Raw genomic sequence first — 19714 nt, forward strand, 5'->3', positions numbered from 1 at the left:
CTCCTTTGATCATCTTTTTATCTGCGTTGCACGCTTCATTATATCAGAGGAAAAGGCTTGAAGTGTGAGATCGGTGGGGAGAGGGTTATCGGGAATGTGAGTGGTTTGGATAGAAGTTGTCAGTAGCGACAACCTCTATCCAGGCTTAGCCAATGACCTGGGTATAGAGATCACAAATGATGGTCGTGGCCTCTGTATCGCTGACATGGTGGGTAAGTTGCTCATGATAGTTATCGACCCGGCGCATACGTGCATCAATAAAGGCGTGCTGGGCCTGTCCGCTTGCCAATCCATTCAAGCCACGCTTCATGGCTTCATATTCTGTCGCAATCCTCTCACGCAGTAGGGCGACTTCGCTTTGACACATTGCTGGCTCCTGATAGGTAGAAGAAAGACTGTTCCTGGTGATAGGTGATGACTGTATAAGAAGGGGGCGCTATAAAATTCTTAATTCTACTTGAATAGAACGGAGTGCCAGAGCATTTTAACGGGTTATAACGGCAGAATTATACTCGCGTCTCCTGAATGGGCGTGATGGTCGTACCCTCTACAAATGGACGGTATCCGGCGCTATGGGCGAGCTTGAGTGAGGAGCTATTTTCGGCCATGGCGCTATAAAATGGGATCAGGCCCTCCTGCTTGATGGCGTTGGCCCAGAGGAGTGTGACGGCCAGCGCAAAGCCACGGTGTCTGGCCTGAGGAAGCGTTTCAACGCCCAGTTCACAGGCCTGTTTTGTACGGCGTGAGCTATGGGCGATACTCACCACGCGATGATCTTCCACCACGCCAAACACTGGCGCTACGTGCTCCTGAAGAAAATAATCTCCCCAACCAGCCTCAGAACTTTCCATGAGGGGATAATCGTCTCGTGTCAGGGGGCGGGCCAGGCTGCTGGCTCTCTGTAGATCCATAACGGAAGGCTCAGTCTGGACCAGTGCAATCTCGGCTTGCTTTTTGTAGCCGGGGCTATGGGCTAGATGCTGTTGTAGGTCGACACGTGTTTGTGCTAATACATCGGCACGCCAGATAAAGAGAGTATCGGAGTCCATCTGAGCACTATAGAGATGCCAGGGTGGCTGGAGTCCCGTTGCCGCCACATCATGGTGTGCCATCGTCAGGTCCGGTAGTGAGATACCCCAGACAGCCTCTAGATGGAGTCGTAAGAGTTCACGGGCACTGAACATCTTCATCGTTATACATCCTCATCCTTAAGTGAATGGCCAACCAGACATGAAGCTGGTTGGCCATTTCATCATTGTTCTGACTGGTACATGTCAGGTTTTATTAACGTAAGTGGTCCTTCAAGAAACCTACTGCGCGAGGCCAGGCATCGGCAGCGGCCTGCTCATTGCCCATGCCATGGGTAGGATTGATGAACGCATGACCGGCATCATAGACACGGACCGTATAATCCTTGCCCGCAGATTTGTAGAGCCGATCGATCTTTTGAATCTGTTCCAGGGATACGCTATCATCCTGCTTGCCATAGAAAGCCAGCACCGGCGCATTGACTTTGGCCACCTCTTCAGGGGTAGGATCATAGCCTGCACCATAGAACGGCACCACAGCGCCCAGATCAGGATAGCGTGAAGCCACGGTATAAGCCAGGAAGCCGCCGAAGCAGAATCCCATCAAGCCCAGCTTTTTCGGCTGCACATTAGGGAGCTGTTTCAGCGTATCGAGGGCACCAATGATCTCATTGGCCGCACGATCCACATTTTTCCGGACCAACATTATCATGCGCTGAGCATCATCAGGCTCGGTTGCTACCTTACCATGGTAGAGATCGGGGACCGCCACCACAAAGCCATCCGTCGCCAGCTTATGGGCCAGATCCAGGACGTGTGGCTCAATGCCCCACCATTCCTGAATCAGTACGATGCCAGGATGCTTCTGATCATCATCGGGCTGTGCCAGAAAGGCATAAGCTCCATCGCCATTGACTGGTAAATCTACTTTCGATGTACGTACTACCGCCATATATGACTCCTTTGTATTCAATTAAATATTTTTGCACGCTGCCTACATCATTATAGTCACGCAAAGATAGCAGCAAACGATGCATAGACGTTCGCTACTCTCATGGCGGGGCAAATCTGTTTAGCCGTGCCAGCGGTGCGCAAACTGCTGCGTCAGAGTCAGATATTGGTTGCCATAGGTAACGCTGGGCTCGATCATGGCTCCTTCAAACCACTCATTAAAACTGGTAATCGTAATCCATTCGGGATTGCTCGCAATGGCGGCATTCCAACTGGTTGTATAGGTTGTGCCATTGTTGCGTGGCACTGTAAAGGTACCTTTACGACCGGGGACGCGGGTATCATCATAGCCCGGCATTACACCGGCCGCCCAGATCTTCTGGGTATTGTTGGCTTGATTGTAGGCTGTGATCTTATCGCGAAAGCCCTGGTCTACCTGAGGCATTGTATTATTTTTGAGGCCCCAGTAGCCGGCACTAAAAAGGTGCAGGCCGTCAAAGACGCTCAAGAGATTTGTGTCCACGCCTTCCGCCGACCAGATCATCTGGTGGTTTGGATCGACCTGCTGGCGAATAGAGGCCCATTGGGCCAACGTGCGTCCATTACCCAGAGGACTCCAGAAGAAGAGCACAGGCTTGCCTTGCCAGTGGAAGAAATGGGCATCATTACTATAGTGATCCCTGACATAGGTCAGTCCACTCGCCATCTTCGCCGGAGTATTCAGGTTGGGTGCATCGCACTCCATATAGAGACTGGACGCAAAGTGATAGTTGGCTTGCTGCTCCAGGGTCGCGGCATGTACAAGGAGCTTGCCAAAATTGACATCGGTCTTATCGCCAGCTCCCCACCATGAACTGATGAAGCCAGTAATGCCAGCGCCGGCCGCGAAATTCAGTTGACGATCGATCGTCACATCATCGCCAGAATTATACTGAACCGAGGGCAGGTCCGACATCTGCTGTAAGGTCCAGGATTGTTGTATGTACCAGGGATAATAAAATGCCAGCACTGGATGTCCATGATCATTGGCCAATGGCTGGATATTCTGTGGATTATTGCCGGCTGGTACTGGTGTGCTGGTTGGTTGTGGTACAGGCGTCGGCGTTGGTACTGCCTGTGTAGGCTTCTGAGGAAAATGCAGATTATTATTGGTATTGGGTGCCGTCGCAGTCGCAGTTGCCGTTGGCGGTATTTTAGCCGCCTGTTTGGGTGGCGCCGTCTGAACCTGATCGCAGGCACTCAAAAAAAGCAACAAAATAAGGCAGAGCGAGCTTATGCGCAAAACCGAAGATCTCTTCTGTAGATGCATAGCAATCCATGCTCCTAACTATAGTGTACAAATATCTATCTTCTTATTACGAATAACGCTGCTATTGTGTTGCCACACCAGGACCAAAAACGCAGAGGTCCTCAGATTATGTGCTCTGAGGACTTCTGGTGGGTATCGCCAGTAACGTTTAGATCGTTGCGGTCGTTTTTTCAGGTTGAGGTGTCAACTGGTGACGACGCTGCCGATGACGGCGTGGAGTGATCAGTAGGATACTTAATGCTAGAAAGAGGAGGGCTATTGCGGCGCTAATGAACAGGTAAGCCGCCACATATGTGAGGTGCCACCCTCCCAATGTAATTGGTGAGAGCGGGTCCGTGCCACTACTATACGTTGCGCCATAACTAAAACCCTGGAAGAGACTAATGGCAGAGATGCCGCTGATGCTGTTGGGCATAACGCAACTTATCGCTACAATGGGATTCCAAATATAGAGCAGCCTGGCTTTGTTAGGATAAAGCTGGAAGATGTAATAACCTCGTCCCGAAAATGAAAGTATCCATGAGATTAACAGTGGAAAAAGGACCCAGAACAGGCTGACCAGATAGGCAAGGCCGGTTGAGACGGCTGGCTTTATTATCAGGGCTGAACAAAAAATACCCATGGCCCCCAGCCATAGAATGGTCACAATAAAGATCAGGAGTGCATTGGCGATCTGGGCAGGCCCGACCCCACCAAAGAAAAAGACCAGACTGAAGAGGGGGAGGGAGGCCGCGACTAATAGTAAAGCGTTTAGCAGGCCAGCCCCTAATTTGCCCATAATCAACGACAACGGCGAGAGCCGTGAACAGATCAGCATCTCATAGGTCTGGCGCTCTTTCTCGCCATTAATGGCTGTCGTGGTTAATGATGGTGTGATAAACACAATCAAAAGAAGCTGGACTTGAGCCAGTAGGGAGAACAGACTGGATCCTGTATTGCTAAGCTGGTTATTACTCACGCCCGTGTAGTCGCTATTCGTCTTGCTCAGGAATGTCCAGCCTAACAGACCTAATAGAAGTATATAGCTAATAATGACCCAGATTGTTCGTTCACGGCGTAAACGTAAGCGCATCTCCTTGGTCAGGAGCGAGAGGAATGTCATAGCAAGCACCTCTTCTTTGCCTGGCTTCATTCTGGCTACACTAACACTGTATATATTCGGCTCTTTGCATCTATACCTGATACCTGTGCTTCTTGAGGAACGGGGACGCTAATCTATTTATAGCATATACCGTGGCGATTTGTCTGCGCTGATTCAGGAGGGCTGTCCATAACAGAGGGCATTTGCGCCAAAAGAAGATATAAGTACAGTAGCGGCAGGGTTCGTCCCTGCAACCTGTTCACGTCTGATCTGCTGCCCAAACACGTGGTCTTGAGGCTGGCAGATTTATGTACATTCAGCCTCTGGCTTGGACGTGGTCGTACGTGGTACTGGTTGCAGGGGCAAGCCCTGCCGCTACTGTATTTATTATTTTTTTGTTGGGTTGTGCGTGAAACGTTCGCAGGGGCAAGCCCTGCCGCTACTTTTAGGCGCGTTCGAGCAGTTCGTCGTATTTGGTGTCGTAAGGGACGAGTCGGCCTTCGGGCATTAAGAGCATCATGGTTGGTTTGAGTAGACGCACAAATTCGACATCGTGGGTGACGGTCATGATGGTGCCACGGTAGTTACCAAGTGCTTCACCGATGATCTCTTTAGAGATCACGTCCAGGTGGGAGGTTGGCTCGTCGAGGACCAGTACGTTGGGACCTTCAAGCACCATCTTGGCGAGGGCGAGACGGGTCTTTTCTCCACCGCTGAGTGTGCCGATCTTTTGGAAGACGCGATCACCGCTGAACATGAAGCGGCCTAAGACGCCACGGACACGCTTGGCGTCGGTTGGTAGGACGTCGTTGGCTTCATTGAGTACGGTATTGTCATAATCGAGTCCTTCGCTCTCCTGGGCATAATAGCCGATCTGGACGCGATCGCCCAGGATGACTTTACCAGAGTTGAGGGGGACCAGACCCAGTACGGTACGTAAGAGGGTGGTTTTACCAACACCGTTGAGTCCAACGATAACCAGGCGTTCGCTGCGATCAACCTCGAAGCTGATATTGCTAAAAATCTCTTTTGTGCCGTAGCTTTTATACAGATTTTTGGCTTCAACCACCAGTTGACTGCTTTGTTCGCGCACCGGGAAGTCGATCTTCATGCGGCGGCTAGCCTGAGCAACCTGTGGCGTGCTCTCTTGCAGGCTCTCGATACGCCTATCCATGGCAATACGTTGTTTTACACGGGTAGCACCGAAGCCACGCAGGCGCTCGGAGGTCTTACGCAGACGAGCAATCTCACGTTCCTGTTGCTTCTTGGTACGTTCAATCAGGGCCTGAGCATCACCAATCGCATTCAGATAGTTGGTATAGGTACCCTTATACTCCTCCAGCTTATGGGTAAACTCATTGAGGCGTAAAACTTTATTAATACTGCGGTCCAACAGGTCTAGATCATGCGAGATGATCAGCAGAGCGCCCTTATAGGACTCCAGGAACTCCATTAGCCAGATGGTGGCCTCTACGTCCAGGAAGTTGGTAGGCTCGTCGAGGAGTAGGAGCTCAGGCGACTGGAAGAGTAAGCGAACCAGGGCCAGCTTGGTTTTTTGTCCACCGCTGAGTGTACTCACTTCGCGATCCAGGGTCACACCACCGATATTTAAGCCGCTAATTAATTGTTCACTGCGGGCATCGGCATCATAGTATCCCAGATGCTCCAGCGTGTTTTGCGCCTCCTCAAACTCAGCCAGCGCCGCCTCAAGATCATCTATTTCAGGATCGGCAATCTTCAGCGAAAGCTCCTCGTATTTCACGATCGCATCATCAAGGCCATTGCCGCTGAAAATGAAATCCCGGACCGTACCGCCTGCCTTGACCGGCGTCTCATGGGCGACATCCTGGGAAAGATAGCCATATGTTCTGGGGCGCATAATATTGCCACCATCAGGACTTTGATAACCGCCAATGATTTTCAGTAGCGAGCTCTTACCCGCTCCATTAATACCGATCAAGCCGGCTTTTTCGCCCGGGGCTACCGTTAACGAAATGTCATCCAGAATAGTGCGAGCGCCGTAAGCTAGTTTAATATGATTAACCTGTAGCATAGTGTCGTTTTTATCTCCCTGCGTGCTTCTTTTAATAATTGCTGTTTTGAATAAATTTCCTGTTTGTCTGTCTGTCCGTCAGACTGGTGAATAAATTGTTGTATGGGCAAGTGCAGCATTGCACGATCGCATACGAGTACTCTCGTACCTTAATGCAAACGGGAAGCACACAGTGCCGCAGGCAATCAGCAACGAGAGGATCGATGCTTGGCGACACACACGCAATCACAAGGGTAGGCGATAATGTGATGACCCGTTCAGGAAGGAAAAGAGGCGAAGAGGATGCAAAAGGCATACTTATAAGCACCCACACGAAACATAGTGTGAGTAAGCATCATAAGCGCCAATTCCTGCCGCAAAAGCCCAGGCGTGGTCGCTTATGCGGCGTTATAGACTGCAAGTGGTAATGCCCTTTTCATATAAACCTTAATTCCATGAATTTATACGTGTCCGTGAGAAATGGTACCATCCTATACAAAAGATGTCAAGTGCGTATGGAGGCAGGTGCAGCCGTATATCGGGTAAATTATACATTTGTTGCCTGCCTGTGCGCCACGTTTTGTGCTCACCTCAGTTATAGCCACCGCGACGAATCCTTATGTCCAATGTTGGATGGGAACCACCACAAAGTCATAGACAACAGAGACAAGTGTCTTCTCATCACCTGCAAATGTGTTCGCGAGTATGCAAAACAAAAAAATATGGTAAAGGAGCATTTGTCCGGTCATAAGGATTCGGCGCTCCAGGACGATTCAAATGGTAGTTTTGGATGGATATGATAAAAAGCAGCGTGTTTGCGATAGCTTCAAAGCAGCATGCCCTCACTAAAAATCTTACGTATGCCGATAGAATTATCGTAGCAGGAAATCTTTTTCACGCTAAATTATTAGTTGATCATTAATTAATGTGAGGCTATCTTTTATGACGTGAAAAAAATATTACTGGTTTAAAATATGAAAGAAGGACTATGCTATGTATCAAACAAAAGGTGCTAAAAAATTTATAGCACGGACTGGCTTAGCTATACGAGCTTTGCTATTGTTTATGCTTCTCCTGGGAAGTGTGGTGCTCTTCCAGGCTTCTGTCCGGGGTAATGTCGTTGCCGCGAAAGCAAGTTTACCTGTCGTTTCATCTACACCCTATACCTCACTCATGGGAACGGACAACTCGTCTCCCAAGGGTGACACTGACAGTTCAGCCCATCCCGAGCTTGACAACAGCAGTGCAGACAACTCCTACGGTGGTACTGACAGTGTGGCCAGCCCCCATGGAGATAATGGAAGCACAGACGGACTGCGTGGAGACAACGGTAACGTAGATAGCGCCCAGAGTGATCCAGGCAGTGGAGAAAACACTCATAGCGACACAAATAGTGTAGACAATAGTGTTGGTGACGCTGACAATGATGCCAATTCCAGCGGTGACGATCATGAAAATAATCGTCATGAAAATAACGGCGAGAACAATCGTATACATATAAATAACAACAATAACAACAACAACGCGAATGAAAATGTCAATATCATACATCACGAGCAACACCATCATCAGCAGCACCATCAAGAGGTCCAGGTTCATCACTATCCAGCATTGCCTTTGACTGGTAGTGATCCACGGGGCTAAGGTATGTGCCAGGTAGAGGAGGGGATCGAGAGGATGCCTGAGGCAGGCTGCTATTATGGTTTGCTTCAGAGCCTCCCTCTCCTTTACTGTTAGTAGAAAACAGGGAACCCTCAGCCACCACGAATGCGATTTGAGGGCTCCCTGTTTTCTTGTTTATTGAAGTTAAGGCTCATGGTTGCCAGACTGGACTTAGTAAGGGGCTACCCAGATGTCGACGGAGCCATCGCCGCCAGAGGCTACGTGCTTGCCATCAGGAGACCAGACAATACTACGAATATGGCTCTTCTGATGGTAGGTCATAACCTCGCGATTATTGGCTGTATCCACAACCCTGACATCGGAGATATTGTTATCAGGGATAAAGGCAATATATCTATTATCAGGAGACCACGTCAGCTGTGATGCGCCTTTATAGGTCATAACTTTGGTGGCGGTTGCGACATTCCAGATAGTGGTTGAGACAGTCCGGGAAGGAGCCTCCGTCTGGTAATCTGTCGTCGCCAACAACTTGCTATCGGATGACCAGTTTAATTTAATGGTTGTAATCGGTGGTTGATTAACTTGAAATGTTTTGATGCTGTGCCCGTTGGTGACATCAAGTATGGAGAGTGTACCTGTAAAATTATCTGCCGCGATATATTTGCCATCAGGAGACCAGGATATGCCTGTTAGATCGGTTTGCGAGAGACGAGTCTCGTGGCGTTCTCCCGTCGCGACATTATATGTCAGCAGGATATTGGTAGATTTTAGCGTGTTTTTAACACTGAATGGAGACTGTAGAACAGTGCTCAGGAATTTACCATCTGGGGACCAATGGAGCTCAGGTGAGTAATGGTCCGCGAGAGCTTTATCGCCTGCTGGCAAAGAAGGAGCCGTAAGAGACTTGAGTTGGTGGCCTGTACTGGCATCCAGCAGTACAATTTGCTTTACTTGCCAGACAGCTAGCATCTGATTATCTGGTGAAAGTCGGGAACTTAGAAGGCCTGAATTTTTAGCGATGACGGGATATTTTATGACATGGGCACCAGTAAATGCATCCCAACTGGAGAGTTGAGCAGCTGTTGAGAAAAGACGTTTACTGCCATGTGTCCATTGCAGGTCTCCAATAAGATCATTTTCGATTTGCCGGTAGACGATCGTTCCTGGTTTCGTGGCGGCTGCACCTGTACTGGATGATGGTTGATGGGCACGTGGATTTTGGGCACTCTGGGCGAAAAAGAACACTGAGCCACCCACAATAGTAAGGACAATAATAGCCACTGCAAGCGTGCTTAAAGCACGTCTGAACATACCTGGTTTGGATGGTGGGAGAACCTTTTGCGGTGAGCGTAGATCCATGAAAATGATACCGGTATCATCGCGAGTATATAGGTGTCCACGCATGGCGGATGCTGGCGTGCTGGCTGCCTTGATCCGAGTCAGGGCCTGTTGTAGCGAGGTTTTATCTTGCTGCATCTGTGTGCTCACGTCCTCGCTAGCGAGCACCCGGCGCAAATCATGAAGAAAGTGTTGGTCGGTGTTCGCGGTATGGTAGGTAGTATGATCAGAGGTCGAGAGCTGATCTACCTGCTGCTCAACATCATCACTATTGAATGGTTGCCTTGGATCAGCCATTAGTTCTTTTCCTCCTTTGATCCATAGGCTGAACGCATGCGGTCGATTACCCGCGCGGTCGATTAGCTTGCGCCATGATCAGGTTGGGGCCATATAGTATGTTATGAAGGGGGAGTGGGTTTATTTAAGCCAGCGGGGCATCTCGTCGTGATCGATGCCAAAGTGGTGGGCGATTTCATGCAGGACCGTGGCACGGACCTGTTTACGGATACGATTGGGATTTCCATGGCTATAGGTCTCAATCGGCTTTTGATAGATCGTGATACGTTCGGGGAGGAGACTATTGCTGTGTCCCAGGCTGGTCAGAGGATTGCCATTATAGAGTCCGAATAGCGTCTGGTTCGCTTTGAGTCCCATCTGTTTACGTAGCTCTGCATCCGGTTCATCCTCGACAATGACCGCCAGATTAGCGAGATACGGCTCGAATTCGCGGGGAATTTCATTGAGGGCTTCTTGCACCAATTGTTCAAAATAGTCTGTGGATAGTGGTAGCGACTCATCTATGCTATCCTCTGGTTGCTCAATTATTTCAGTGGCTTCCAGGTCCTCAGACTCGGCCAGTTCATCCTCAAATACTGGTGTCGCTGTACGCGGTGTCGTTAGCCAGATAGCGAGCAGGCCTGCACTGATCAAGGCCAGCATAAATAGCAGCTTATTGGTATCCGTTATTGGTAACTGGATGATCAGAAAGGTCAGGATACAAAAAGCCAGAAATACGCTCAGACCACGAAACAGGCACGATTTAGCCATAGCCTGATATGATCGGGCCCGTACCGAATTCGTCTCTTCATCGATATCTGTTTGTGCTGCTTGCGAATTATGATTCACGATAACCTTTCATCCCAGATAGTCTACCTCTACTCTAACATATTACGGAAATGCTTTATCATAGTTGTACTCTCCATGTTTTCTGTACTTTATCGCAGAGCAGTGTTGTGCCCGGAGCGAGTCGTACGTCGTGCTCTTTCCTATCCAGCATGGTCGTGATCAAAAGAAACTTTATGTGGAGCGAGGAGACGGCAATCCGCAAGGGGATTGCCCTACATCTGTCGTCTTTCTTGTTTCATGTCTTCAAGATAGAAGAAACATTTATGCTTGAAATAGAAGATAAAGTAACCTAGAAATGAGTATTGTAGGGCAATCCCCTTGCGGGTTGCCGTCTCCTCGGCCCTCGTAAACGTATCTGGTCATGAGCATGGATCGTGGTCCGGTTTTGGATGGGAAAACGTGTGGCGCCACTCGCCGTACGCCTGGCTGGCTTCACGCTACGTGTTTGAGGGGCATTTCGTACGCGAACGGGTAGCAGGGACAAGCCCTGCCGTTACGATTCGTGCTCCCATCACATCCGTTGGGGTGGGTGTGGGGGCCGTTGATTCTGTGGGGCATGGTGATTTTGTCTATATGGGGGGTGGTGGGGTTGTAGGGAATGTCATTATTTGGTGGTTGGGAGTGGATTTCATGATACAGGCATTGACTTTGGGAAATGGGCATGTTATAAATTTCAATAAGGAAACAAACAATCGCATCATAAAAAAGGCTGTGACAGGATAAGTAACGATCCATGGTTGCGAACAGAGAGTAGATAGTTGGTGAGAAGTCTACACGTATACTGATCGTGAATAAGGACCTGTAGCTGCGAGAAGAAATCGCGTTTCACGCGAGAGTAGAACTTCGCCGGTGACCACCGTAATCGGGTCTGAGTATGTATGACAGATACATACTTGCTGAGGTTGCTATCGTGAGGTGGCAACGAATGCAGGTGGCAACACGAGAGTTATGTGCTCTTCGTCCTGAGTAGTGGGATGAAGGGCTTTTTTGTTTGTCTTTTATCCACGTACAGATGACATAAGGTACATAGACAACAAAACAAAAGATAGAAGCAGTGTAGGGAAAAGTAACGGGTCCCTGGCGCATCCAGAGAGCGAACTGATGCTGGAATGTTCGTATGCCCATCCTGTGAATAAGACCCTGAAGCTACGAGAAGAAATCACGTTTCACGTGAGAGTAGAACTTTGTCGACTTACCCTCGTTACCGGGTTGTTACAGAAATGCGTATTTCTGTACACTGAGGCTTGTACCGTGAGGTATAGGTAAATGAGGGTGGTACCACGAGAGTTGATGCTCTTCGTCCTTACTGGGAGGATGAAGGGCTTTTTTTAGCGGAAAAATTTAGCGGTAAATACAGTAATAATAGATATAAAGAGGAGAATAAGAAGATGGCAGCACAGTGTCCCGAATGTGAAGCAAACGTTGAGGTTCAGGGTTTAATGGTTGGCGAGATCACCTTTTGTCCTGATTGTAACGCTGAACTGGAAGTCATTAATGTAGAGCAACCTGAAGTAGCCCTGGCCCCTGAGGTCGAGGAAGATTGGGGGGAGTAACCCTATGCGCCTGGCTATCCTGACATCGCGAGTTCGCGTGGAAGAGAAATTGTTGGTGGAAGCGTTGCGAGAGCGTGCGATCGATTTTGACGTCATCGATGATGGCGAACTGTTATTCGATCTGGCGCAGCCGCAGGAGCGCTGGCAAGCGTATGATGCCGTGCTCTGCCGTAGCGTGAGTCAGTCCCGTGGCCTGGCTGTTCTGCACGTGCTGGAACACTGGGGGATCCCGGTGTTTAATTCGGCGGCCGTGACCGCTCTCTGTAACGATAAATTATTGACCTCGCTGGCCCTGTTACGAGCTGGTCTGCCTGTGCCACGTACGCTGCTGGCCTTTGATGCCGATCGTGCGCTGGAAGGTATCGAGTCGGTTGGCTATCCAGCGGTCCTCAAGCCGATTAGTGGCTCCTGGGGGCGTTTGCTGGCCCGGGTCAATGATCGTGACGCAGCCGAGGCTGTGATTGAGCATCAGGAGACGCTGGGTTCATATCAACATCATATTCACTATATTCAGCAGCATGTAGAGAAGCCGAATCGTGACATCCGGGCCTTTGTGGTCGGTGGTCGCACCATCTGTGCCATCTATCGCAGTAGCGCCCATTGGGTCACCAACACCGCCCGTGGGGCCATCACCGAAAATTGTCCTGTGACTCCTGAACTGGATAGCCTTTGTGTCCGTGCCGCCCGGGCTGTTGGCGGCGGTATCCTGGCCGTAGATGTCTTTGAAGATCCTGAACAGGGCCTGTTGATCAATGAAATCAACGCCACAATGGAGTTCCGTAACAGTATTGCTCCAACTGGCGTAAACATTCCGCGAGAGATGATTGACTATATCTTCAGTCAGGTACGCGAAGGGGTTGTGCTATGAGTCGAGTACGCGTAAGTATCGTAGGAGGATCTGGTTATACCGGAGGCGAGTTGATCCGCCTGCTGCTCTTCCATCCGATGGTCGAGATTAGTCAGGTCGCCTCGGGCAGTCAGGCCGGCCATTTTGTGCATAGCGCCCACCCGAACCTGCGCAAGATCAGTACACTGCGTTTCTGTCATCCCGACGACCTGACAGCCTGTGACGTACTCTTTTTGTGCCTGCCGCATGGCGTTTCGTCGGGTGAGATCGAGCGTTATCGTGGACTGGCACCACGGGTCATCGATCTATCCGGAGATTTCCGCTTGCGTTCGCCGGAGCTCTATCAGCGCTGGTATGGCCATCAGCATCCAGCGTCCGACTTGTTGCCCAAGGCTGTTTATGGACTCCCTGAGCTCCATCGTGGTGAGCTAACCGAGGCTACCCTGGTCAGTGGTACCGGCTGTATGGCGACCACCTCGATCCTGGGATTAGCCCCGCTGTATCGAGCCGGAGTCGTGAATCAGGCGCTACCACTGGTCGTCGAGGCCAAAGTCGGCTCATCGGCCGCCGGAGCCAAGGCTGGACCTTCCAGCCATCATCCTGATCGTAGTGGCGCGGTCCGTTCGTTTGAGCCAACGGGCCATCGTCATAGCGCCGAGTTGATCCAGGAACTGGGACAACTGGATGGTGGGGCGGACCTGAAACAGATTGTAGCCTTCTCGGCCACCGCCGTTGAGCTGGTACGCGGCATCCTGGTGACGGCCCATGTCTTTTTGAATGAGGACCTGGAAGAGAAAGCCATCTGGCGCATCTTCCGCGAAGCGTATCAGCGCGAGCCATTTATGCGCCTGGTCAAAGAACGTAATGGTGTCTACCGTTATCCCGAGCCCAAGATCCTGGCCGGTAGCAACTATTGTGACGTTGGCTTTGAGGTAGACGTGGAGCAGCGGCGCGTCGTCGTTATGGCTGCCCTCGACAACCTGATGAAGGGCGCCGCCGGTAACGGTGTGCAAGCCCTGAACTGTATGTTGGGTTGGGACGAGACCCTGGGCCTGACCTTCCCAGGTCTGCATCCCGTGTAGGCTCGGTCCTTGCGCCCGATTTGCCTCTCTTGCGTCGGGGCGGTCCCAGTTTATGTGATGGCGATGGATATCGTGGTTTTTTGAAAGGATGTGTACGATGACATTGGTGGTAAAAATTGGTGGCGGTGCCGGGGTTGCGACGACGGCGATTGTGCGCGAGATCGCGGAGCTGGTGGCTGCGGGCGAGCGGGTGGTGCTGTTACATGGTGGGTCGGATCTGACCAATACGTTGTCTGAGCGGCTGGGTCATCCACAGCGCATGATTACTTCGCCGAGTGGGATGACGAGCCGCTATACCGATAGTGAGACGCTGGAGATTTTTTCAATGGCGGTGGCGGGCCAGATCAATACAGATCTGGTGGCTCAGCTACAAGGACTGGGTGTGAATGCCTTTGGGATGGCTGGTGTGGATGGTCGCCTGCTGGTGGCGCGGCGTAAGGCGTTGGTGCGCTCCGTGACGCCGGAAGGCCGAACTCAGATTCTACGCGATGATTATACGGGTCAGATTGAGCAGGTTAACAATACGTTGCTGGAGATGCTGCTGGACACTGGCTATACACCGGTGATTGCGCCTCTGGCCCTGAGTCATCAAGGGGAGCGCCTGAATGTGGATGGTGATCGGGCCGCGGCGGCTGTGGCTGCGGCTTTACACGCCGATGCTTTGATTATCATGACCAATGTTCCGGGTCTGCTGAGTGATCCACAGGATAGCTCGACCCTGATCCAGTCGATTCCCGCTAACCAGCTAGAGACTTTTATGGATTATGCCCGAGGGCGCATGCGTAAGAAATTGTTGGGTGCTCAGGAAGCTCTGAACGGTGGTGTGGCACGCGTCTGTATCGGTAGCGCATCACTGCGAGCCGTACTGAATGGAGCCGGCACCACTATTGCTACAACCACTATGAGTGAACAGGCACAGACAAATTATACAGTAGAGAATCACCACCTACCTATCCGTGAGATGGCGTCGGTGAATAAATAATCGCGAAAAGAAAGAGGAGGGGAGGTCCCAGATGGGCACAAATTTAGTAGAAATAGAGCATCAATATACGAGCGGTGTGTATGGGAAGCGTCCGGTTGAGATTGTACGCGGGCAAGGTGCCACATTGTGGGACGCCGATGGGAGGAGCTATATCGATTGCATGGCCGGACATGGCGTAGCCAACATCGGACATGGCCGGACCGAGATCGCGGCCGCCCTGGCTGCGCAGGCCCAGCGCCTGATCACCTGTCCTGAAGTGGTTTATAACGATGTACGCGCCCGTTTACTACAGCGTCTGGCGCAGATAACGCCTGAAGGATTGAATAACTTTTTTCTGTGTAATAGTGGTACTGAAGCGGTTGAGGGCGCCTTTAAATTTGCGCGCCTGGCGACCGGGCGTACTGGTATCGTGGCGACGCTACGCGGGTTCCATGGTCGTAGTATGGGGGCGCTCTCCGCTACCTGGGAGAAGCACTACCGCGAGCCATTTGCTCCGCTGATCCCCAATGTCTCGCATATGCGCTATAACGATCTGACGGCGGCCGCTAACGCGATTAGTGAAGATACCGCCGCCGTGATCATAGAACTGATACAGGCCGAAGGCGGTGTCCATGTCGCCCAGGAAGAATATGTCCAGGGACTGGCGGCCCTGTGTCGTGAGCGTGGGGCACTCCTGATCATCGATGAAATCCAGACCGGCTTTGGTCGTACCGGTACCCTCTTTGCCTGTGAACAATATGGCGTTCAGCCAGATATCCTCTGCCTGGCTAAATCCCTGGCCGGCGGTGTTCCGATGGGAGCGGTCTGTCTGGGAACACGAGTAATGGAGAGCGGGCGTATCGGGAAAGGTGCCCATGGGAGCACCTTCGGTGGTAATCCTCTAGCCTGCGCGGCCGCCCTGGCCACGCTAGACATCCTAGAACAGGAAGAGCTGGCTACCAGAGCCGCAGAGCTAGGAGCCTATGCTCAGCAGCGTCTGCGTGCCATACAATCACCTTTGATCCGTGAGGTGCGTGGACGTGGACTCTTGATAGGTATTGAACTTACCAAACGCGTTCAGCCCTATCTGGAGGCCCTCTGCGAGCGTGGTGTGCTGGCCTTGCCCGCCGGAGCCAATGTTCTACGGCTGCTGCCGCCACTCGTTATCAGCCGCGAACAATTAGACCAGGCACTAGACATCGTTCAGGAGGTCCTGAGAGGCGCGTCAGAGCCTCTGCAACCAATTAATGCCATAACTATCCATAATGATGGCGCAAGGCCTGAAATCACGCTCTTACAGCGAATGCTGACCATCGCCAGTCTTTCGCGTCAAGAAAGTTCGTTGGCCCACTTTCTCGTCGAGCAGGCGCAGCAGCTAGGACTCCATGCCTATGTCGATGAGGTTGGTAATTTTGTCGCCAGTACCCATGCTGAGCCAACTGAGCAAGCGCCTGTGGTCCTGCTCGGACATATGGATACCGTGCCGGGTAATATCCCTGTCCGTATCGAGGATGACCTGCTCTATGGACGTGGCGCGGTCGATGCCAAGGGACCTCTGTCCGCCTTTATCTGTGCCGTTGCTCGCATCGCCCAGCAGTCAGCCGGACTGCAACCAATCATTGTGGTCGGTGCGGTCGAGGAGGAGGCCGCGACCTCACGTGGGGCACGTGGGATCATCCAGCGCTATCAGCCATCCGCCTGCATCATTGGTGAGCCAAGTAGTAGTCGGGCCGTAACCATTGGCTACAAGGGCCGTCTACTCATCAATGGCTGCGTCGCCCAACAATCAAGTCATAGTGCCGGCCCGGCCCGCAGCAGCAATGAGATTGCTGCGGCATTCTGGGAACGCGTGCGCCGCCACGCTGAAGAATGGAATCAGCAGCACGCCGGTAGCTCGGCCTTCGCGGCCCTGCAACCCTCCCTGCGGAGTATCCAGAGCAGTCACAATGGCCTGGAGGAGCGTACCAGTTTCACGATTGGCTATCGCCTGCCACCAGCGTTTGAGATTCCCGCCCTGCGTGAGCAACTACAGCGCTGGGCCTATGAAGATGATATCCACATCCAGTTTTCCGGTGAAGAGGTTGCCTACCAGACCACACGCACCATTCCGCTGGCACGCGCCTTCATCGCCGCTATCCGCTCGACGGGAGCACAGCCGACCTTTAAAAATAAGACAGGCACATCCGATATGAATGTCGTCGGACCACATTGGGGACAGAATATCGTTGCCTACGGACCTGGAGATTCAAGCCTTGATCATACACCCAACGAGCATATCAGCCTCACGGAATATACCCATGCGATTGATGTACTCGAACATGTTCTGCATACGATTGCAGCACAAAGGGAAACAGCCTTATGAGATCGCTCGCTATTCTGGATAGCACCCTGCGCGAGGGGGAGCAATTCATCAAAACCTTTTTTACGCTGGAGCAGCGTGTGAAGATCGCACGCTGGCTGGATCGCCTGGGGGTGACGTTTATCGAACTGCCCTCGCCCGTTTCTTCGCCTGAGACCCGTGAAGCGATCCAGGCTATCTGTGCCCTGGGTCTACGATCGCATGTCGTGGCGCATGTGCGTTGCGTTGAGGCCGATGTCCAGGCCGCCTTAGATACCGACGTCTATGGTCTGAATCTGTTCTTTGGGACCTCCACAGAACTACGCTCGTATAGCCATGGGCGCCGCATTGAACAGATCGTCCAGCAGTCCGTGCCGCTGATCCAGCAGGTACGTGCCGCTGGCCGCTATGTGCGCTTCTCGGCCGAAGATGCCTTTCGTAGCGATCTGGTCGACCTGCTGACCATCTTTGACGCCGTAGTCGAAGCTGGCGTCCAACGCATTGGTCTGCCGGATACTGTTGGCATAGCAACGCCACGTCAGGTTGACCGGTTGGTGAGCCTGGCAGCAGCACGCTATCCCAATGTAAGTATCGAGTTTCACGGGCACAACGACACCGGTTGTGCCATCGCCAACACCATAGCCGCCTTTGAAGCTGGCGCCGACTGCCTGGATGTCACGGTCATGGGGATCGGAGAGCGTAACGGGATCGCCTCCTTGAGTGGGATCATCTCGCAACTCTATATCCACTATCCAGACCTGCTGGCACACTACGATCTGACCCAGTTGATGGAGTTAGAGCTATACGTGGCCGAGTGTCTGAACATCAATATCCCCTATAACATGCCGATCACGGCTCCCTGCGCCTTCACCCATCGCGCCGGGGTACACACCAAAGCCGTATTGAATAATCCAGGCGCCTATGAAATCCTCAATCCCACCGATTTTGGGCTGGTGCGCCACGTCGATGTCGGTTCCCGTTTCACGGGTCGCTATGCCGTGGGACATCGCGCCGTCACCTTGGGACTACAACTGACCTCTGAAGAGGTCGCGCAACTGACCCGGGCGATCAAAGAGCGGGCCGAACATGGCTCGCTCAACGATGAAGAGGTCAACACATTTATTCTTGCCTGGTATGAAGAGAAAGGAAGCCTCGTATGGGAACGCTAGCCGAAGAGATTTTTAGTTATAGATTGGGCCGTCCTGTGTCCGCGGGAGATACCGTTGTAGTGGATGTAGATCATGTGATGAGCCACGATACGACGACGCCGCTGGCCATCAAAGCTTTCCGCAAGCTGGCCGAACAGAATAAGGGCCGTGTCTTTGATCAGAAGCGCTCACATATTGTCTTTGATCATATCATTCCTGCCGCGACGATTCAGGCCGCGACCCTGCACCGCGAGGTACGCACCTTCGCCAAAGAACAGGAGATCCCGATCCTTCAGGAAGGTATCTGCCACCAGGTTATGCCAGAGAAGGGCTTTGTCCTGCCTGGTAGCATCATCGTCGGCGCTGATAGCCACTCCTGCACCTATGGAGCCTTCGGAGCCTTCGGGACCGGTATGGGCTCAACCGATATCGGTGTTGCCTACTCCACCGGACGTAGCTGGTTCCGCGTGCCTGAAACCATCAATGTGCATATCACCGGCCAGATCCCTCCTGGTGTCTTTGCGAAAGACATCTCCCTGGAGATCGTGCGCCGCCTGGGTGTAGATGGAGCCAACTATCGCGCCCTGGAATATACCGGTGAGGTCATTGAAAACTTCTCCATGAGTGAGCGCATGACCTTTTCTAACATGGCCATCGAGATGGGTGGAAAAGCCGGCCTGATCGCGGCCGACGAGACAACGCGGGAATGGTTACGTGGACGAACCGATAAAGACTATCCTTTGTTGCGTGCCCACAATCCACACTATGAACAGGTCATCGAGATCGACGTCACCAACATGAAACCCCTGGTCGCCTGCCCGCCGGATGTCAATATTGTGCATCCCGCCGAAGAGGTCCAAGACATCAAGATCGACCAGGTTTTCCTGGGCACCTGCACCAATGGTCGCCTGGACGACCTGGAGATCGCCGCTAACATCTTGCGCGGCCGCACCATCAGCCCCGATCTGCGTATGGTCGTCATTCCCGCCTCCCGTGAGATCTACCTGGAGGCCATGAGACGCGGCTACCTGGAGATCTTCGCCGAAGCCGGCGCATCCGTGGGTACTCCAGGCTGTGGACCCTGTATTGGCCGTCACTTCGGCGTCCTGGCCCCGGGCGAACGCGCCATGACCACCATGAATCGCAACTTCACCGGCCGTATGGGTGATCCCACCGCCGAAATCTATCTTGGTAGTCCAGCCACCGTGGCCGCGACCGCCCTGACCGGCCATATTACCGATCCAAGGACCGTACTCTTCGCTGAAAACCTGGCCTGAGCCGGTTGGTTGGACACCTGT

General features: G+C 52.2%; 16 protein-coding genes and 1 other annotated feature. Of the genes, 8 read left to right on the forward strand and 8 right to left on the reverse strand.

Annotation, left to right across the window (positions count from 1 at the left end; translation table 11 throughout):
- Positions 1–145: 145 nt before the first annotated feature.
- From EL633_RS13840 to EL633_RS13865, 6 genes are all read right to left on the reverse strand, one after another.
- Positions 146–367, reverse strand: a complete 222-nt coding sequence (locus EL633_RS13840; protein WP_126627744.1) for a hypothetical protein — start codon at positions 365–367, stop codon at positions 146–148.
- 139 nt (positions 368–506) lie between these two features.
- A complete protein-coding gene (locus tag EL633_RS13845; RefSeq protein WP_126627745.1) occupies positions 507–1190 on the reverse strand; it encodes a GNAT family N-acetyltransferase in 684 nt (227 codons plus the stop codon).
- 94 nt (positions 1191–1284) lie between these two features.
- Entirely contained in the window at positions 1285–1980 is a 696-nt protein-coding gene (locus EL633_RS13850) for a dienelactone hydrolase family protein (RefSeq protein ID WP_126627746.1), read from the reverse strand.
- A 120-nt stretch (positions 1981–2100) separates the two neighbouring features.
- Entirely contained in the window at positions 2101–3288 is a 1188-nt protein-coding gene (locus EL633_RS13855) for a glycoside hydrolase family 99-like domain-containing protein (RefSeq protein ID WP_126627747.1), read from the reverse strand.
- Between the two features lie 148 nt (positions 3289–3436).
- Complete coding sequence (locus tag EL633_RS13860) at positions 3437–4390, reverse strand: ABC transporter permease (protein WP_161982137.1); 954 nt, start codon at positions 4388–4390, stop codon at positions 3437–3439.
- 424 nt (positions 4391–4814) lie between these two features.
- The gene (locus EL633_RS13865) at positions 4815–6422 is read right to left on the reverse strand and encodes an ABC-F family ATP-binding cassette domain-containing protein (protein WP_126627749.1); all 1608 of its coding nucleotides are present in this window, start codon (positions 6420–6422) and stop codon (positions 4815–4817) included.
- Between the two features lie 972 nt (positions 6423–7394).
- On the opposite strand from EL633_RS13865, the gene EL633_RS13870 reads away from it, so the two are divergent.
- The gene (locus EL633_RS13870; protein WP_126627750.1) at positions 7395–8045 is read left to right on the forward strand and encodes a hypothetical protein; all 651 of its coding nucleotides are present in this window, start codon (positions 7395–7397) and stop codon (positions 8043–8045) included.
- A 189-nt stretch (positions 8046–8234) separates the two neighbouring features.
- On the opposite strand, the gene EL633_RS13875 is transcribed toward EL633_RS13870, so the two are convergent.
- Together EL633_RS13875 and EL633_RS13880 are read right to left on the reverse strand one after the other, a co-directional pair.
- On the reverse strand, positions 8235–9659 hold the full coding sequence (locus EL633_RS13875; protein ID WP_126629431.1) for a WD40 repeat domain-containing protein: 1425 nt from the start codon (positions 9657–9659) through the stop codon (positions 8235–8237).
- Positions 9660–9779: 120 nt separating this feature from the next.
- Positions 9780–10487: a metallopeptidase family protein gene (locus tag EL633_RS13880; protein ID WP_218027486.1), complete on the reverse strand. Its 708-nt coding sequence runs from the start codon at positions 10485–10487 to the stop codon at positions 9780–9782.
- A 702-nt stretch (positions 10488–11189) separates the two neighbouring features.
- Positions 11190–11455: a binding site (T-box leader), on the forward strand.
- A gap of 420 nt (positions 11456–11875) precedes the next feature.
- Between EL633_RS13880 and EL633_RS13885 the strand changes: the two genes are divergently transcribed.
- The 7 genes from EL633_RS13885 (at position 11876) to EL633_RS13915 (ending at position 19693) form a co-directional block, all read left to right on the forward strand.
- Positions 11876–12040, forward strand: coding sequence for a lysine biosynthesis protein LysW (locus tag EL633_RS13885; protein WP_126596867.1), 165 nt, complete (start codon positions 11876–11878; stop codon positions 12038–12040).
- 4 nt (positions 12041–12044) lie between these two features.
- On the forward strand, positions 12045–12908 hold the full coding sequence (lysX, locus tag EL633_RS13890; protein ID WP_126627751.1) for a lysine biosynthesis protein LysX: 864 nt from the start codon (positions 12045–12047) through the stop codon (positions 12906–12908).
- Positions 12905–13969, forward strand: a complete 1065-nt coding sequence (gene argC / locus EL633_RS13895; RefSeq protein WP_126627752.1) for an N-acetyl-gamma-glutamyl-phosphate reductase — start codon at positions 12905–12907, stop codon at positions 13967–13969. Before lysX ends, argC begins: the two co-directional genes overlap by 4 nt.
- Before the next feature lie 97 nt (positions 13970–14066).
- Positions 14067–14951, forward strand: coding sequence for a [LysW]-aminoadipate kinase (locus EL633_RS13900; protein ID WP_126627753.1), 885 nt, complete (start codon positions 14067–14069; stop codon positions 14949–14951).
- A gap of 31 nt (positions 14952–14982) precedes the next feature.
- Positions 14983–17292, forward strand: a complete 2310-nt coding sequence (locus tag EL633_RS37285; protein WP_126627754.1) for a [LysW]-lysine hydrolase — start codon at positions 14983–14985, stop codon at positions 17290–17292.
- Positions 17289–18437, forward strand: coding sequence for a hydroxymethylglutaryl-CoA lyase-like TIM-barrel protein (locus tag EL633_RS13910; RefSeq protein ID WP_126627755.1), 1149 nt, complete (start codon positions 17289–17291; stop codon positions 18435–18437). Before EL633_RS37285 ends, EL633_RS13910 begins: the two co-directional genes overlap by 4 nt.
- Positions 18425–19693, forward strand: a complete 1269-nt coding sequence (locus EL633_RS13915; RefSeq protein WP_126627756.1) for a 3-isopropylmalate dehydratase large subunit — start codon at positions 18425–18427, stop codon at positions 19691–19693. The genes EL633_RS13910 and EL633_RS13915 overlap by 13 nt, the downstream gene beginning before the upstream one ends.
- Positions 19694–19714: the final 21 nt, after the last annotated feature.

The sequence above is a fragment of the Dictyobacter alpinus genome (assembly GCF_003967575.1).
Taxonomy (GTDB): domain Bacteria; phylum Chloroflexota; class Ktedonobacteria; order Ktedonobacterales; family Ktedonobacteraceae; genus Dictyobacter; species Dictyobacter alpinus.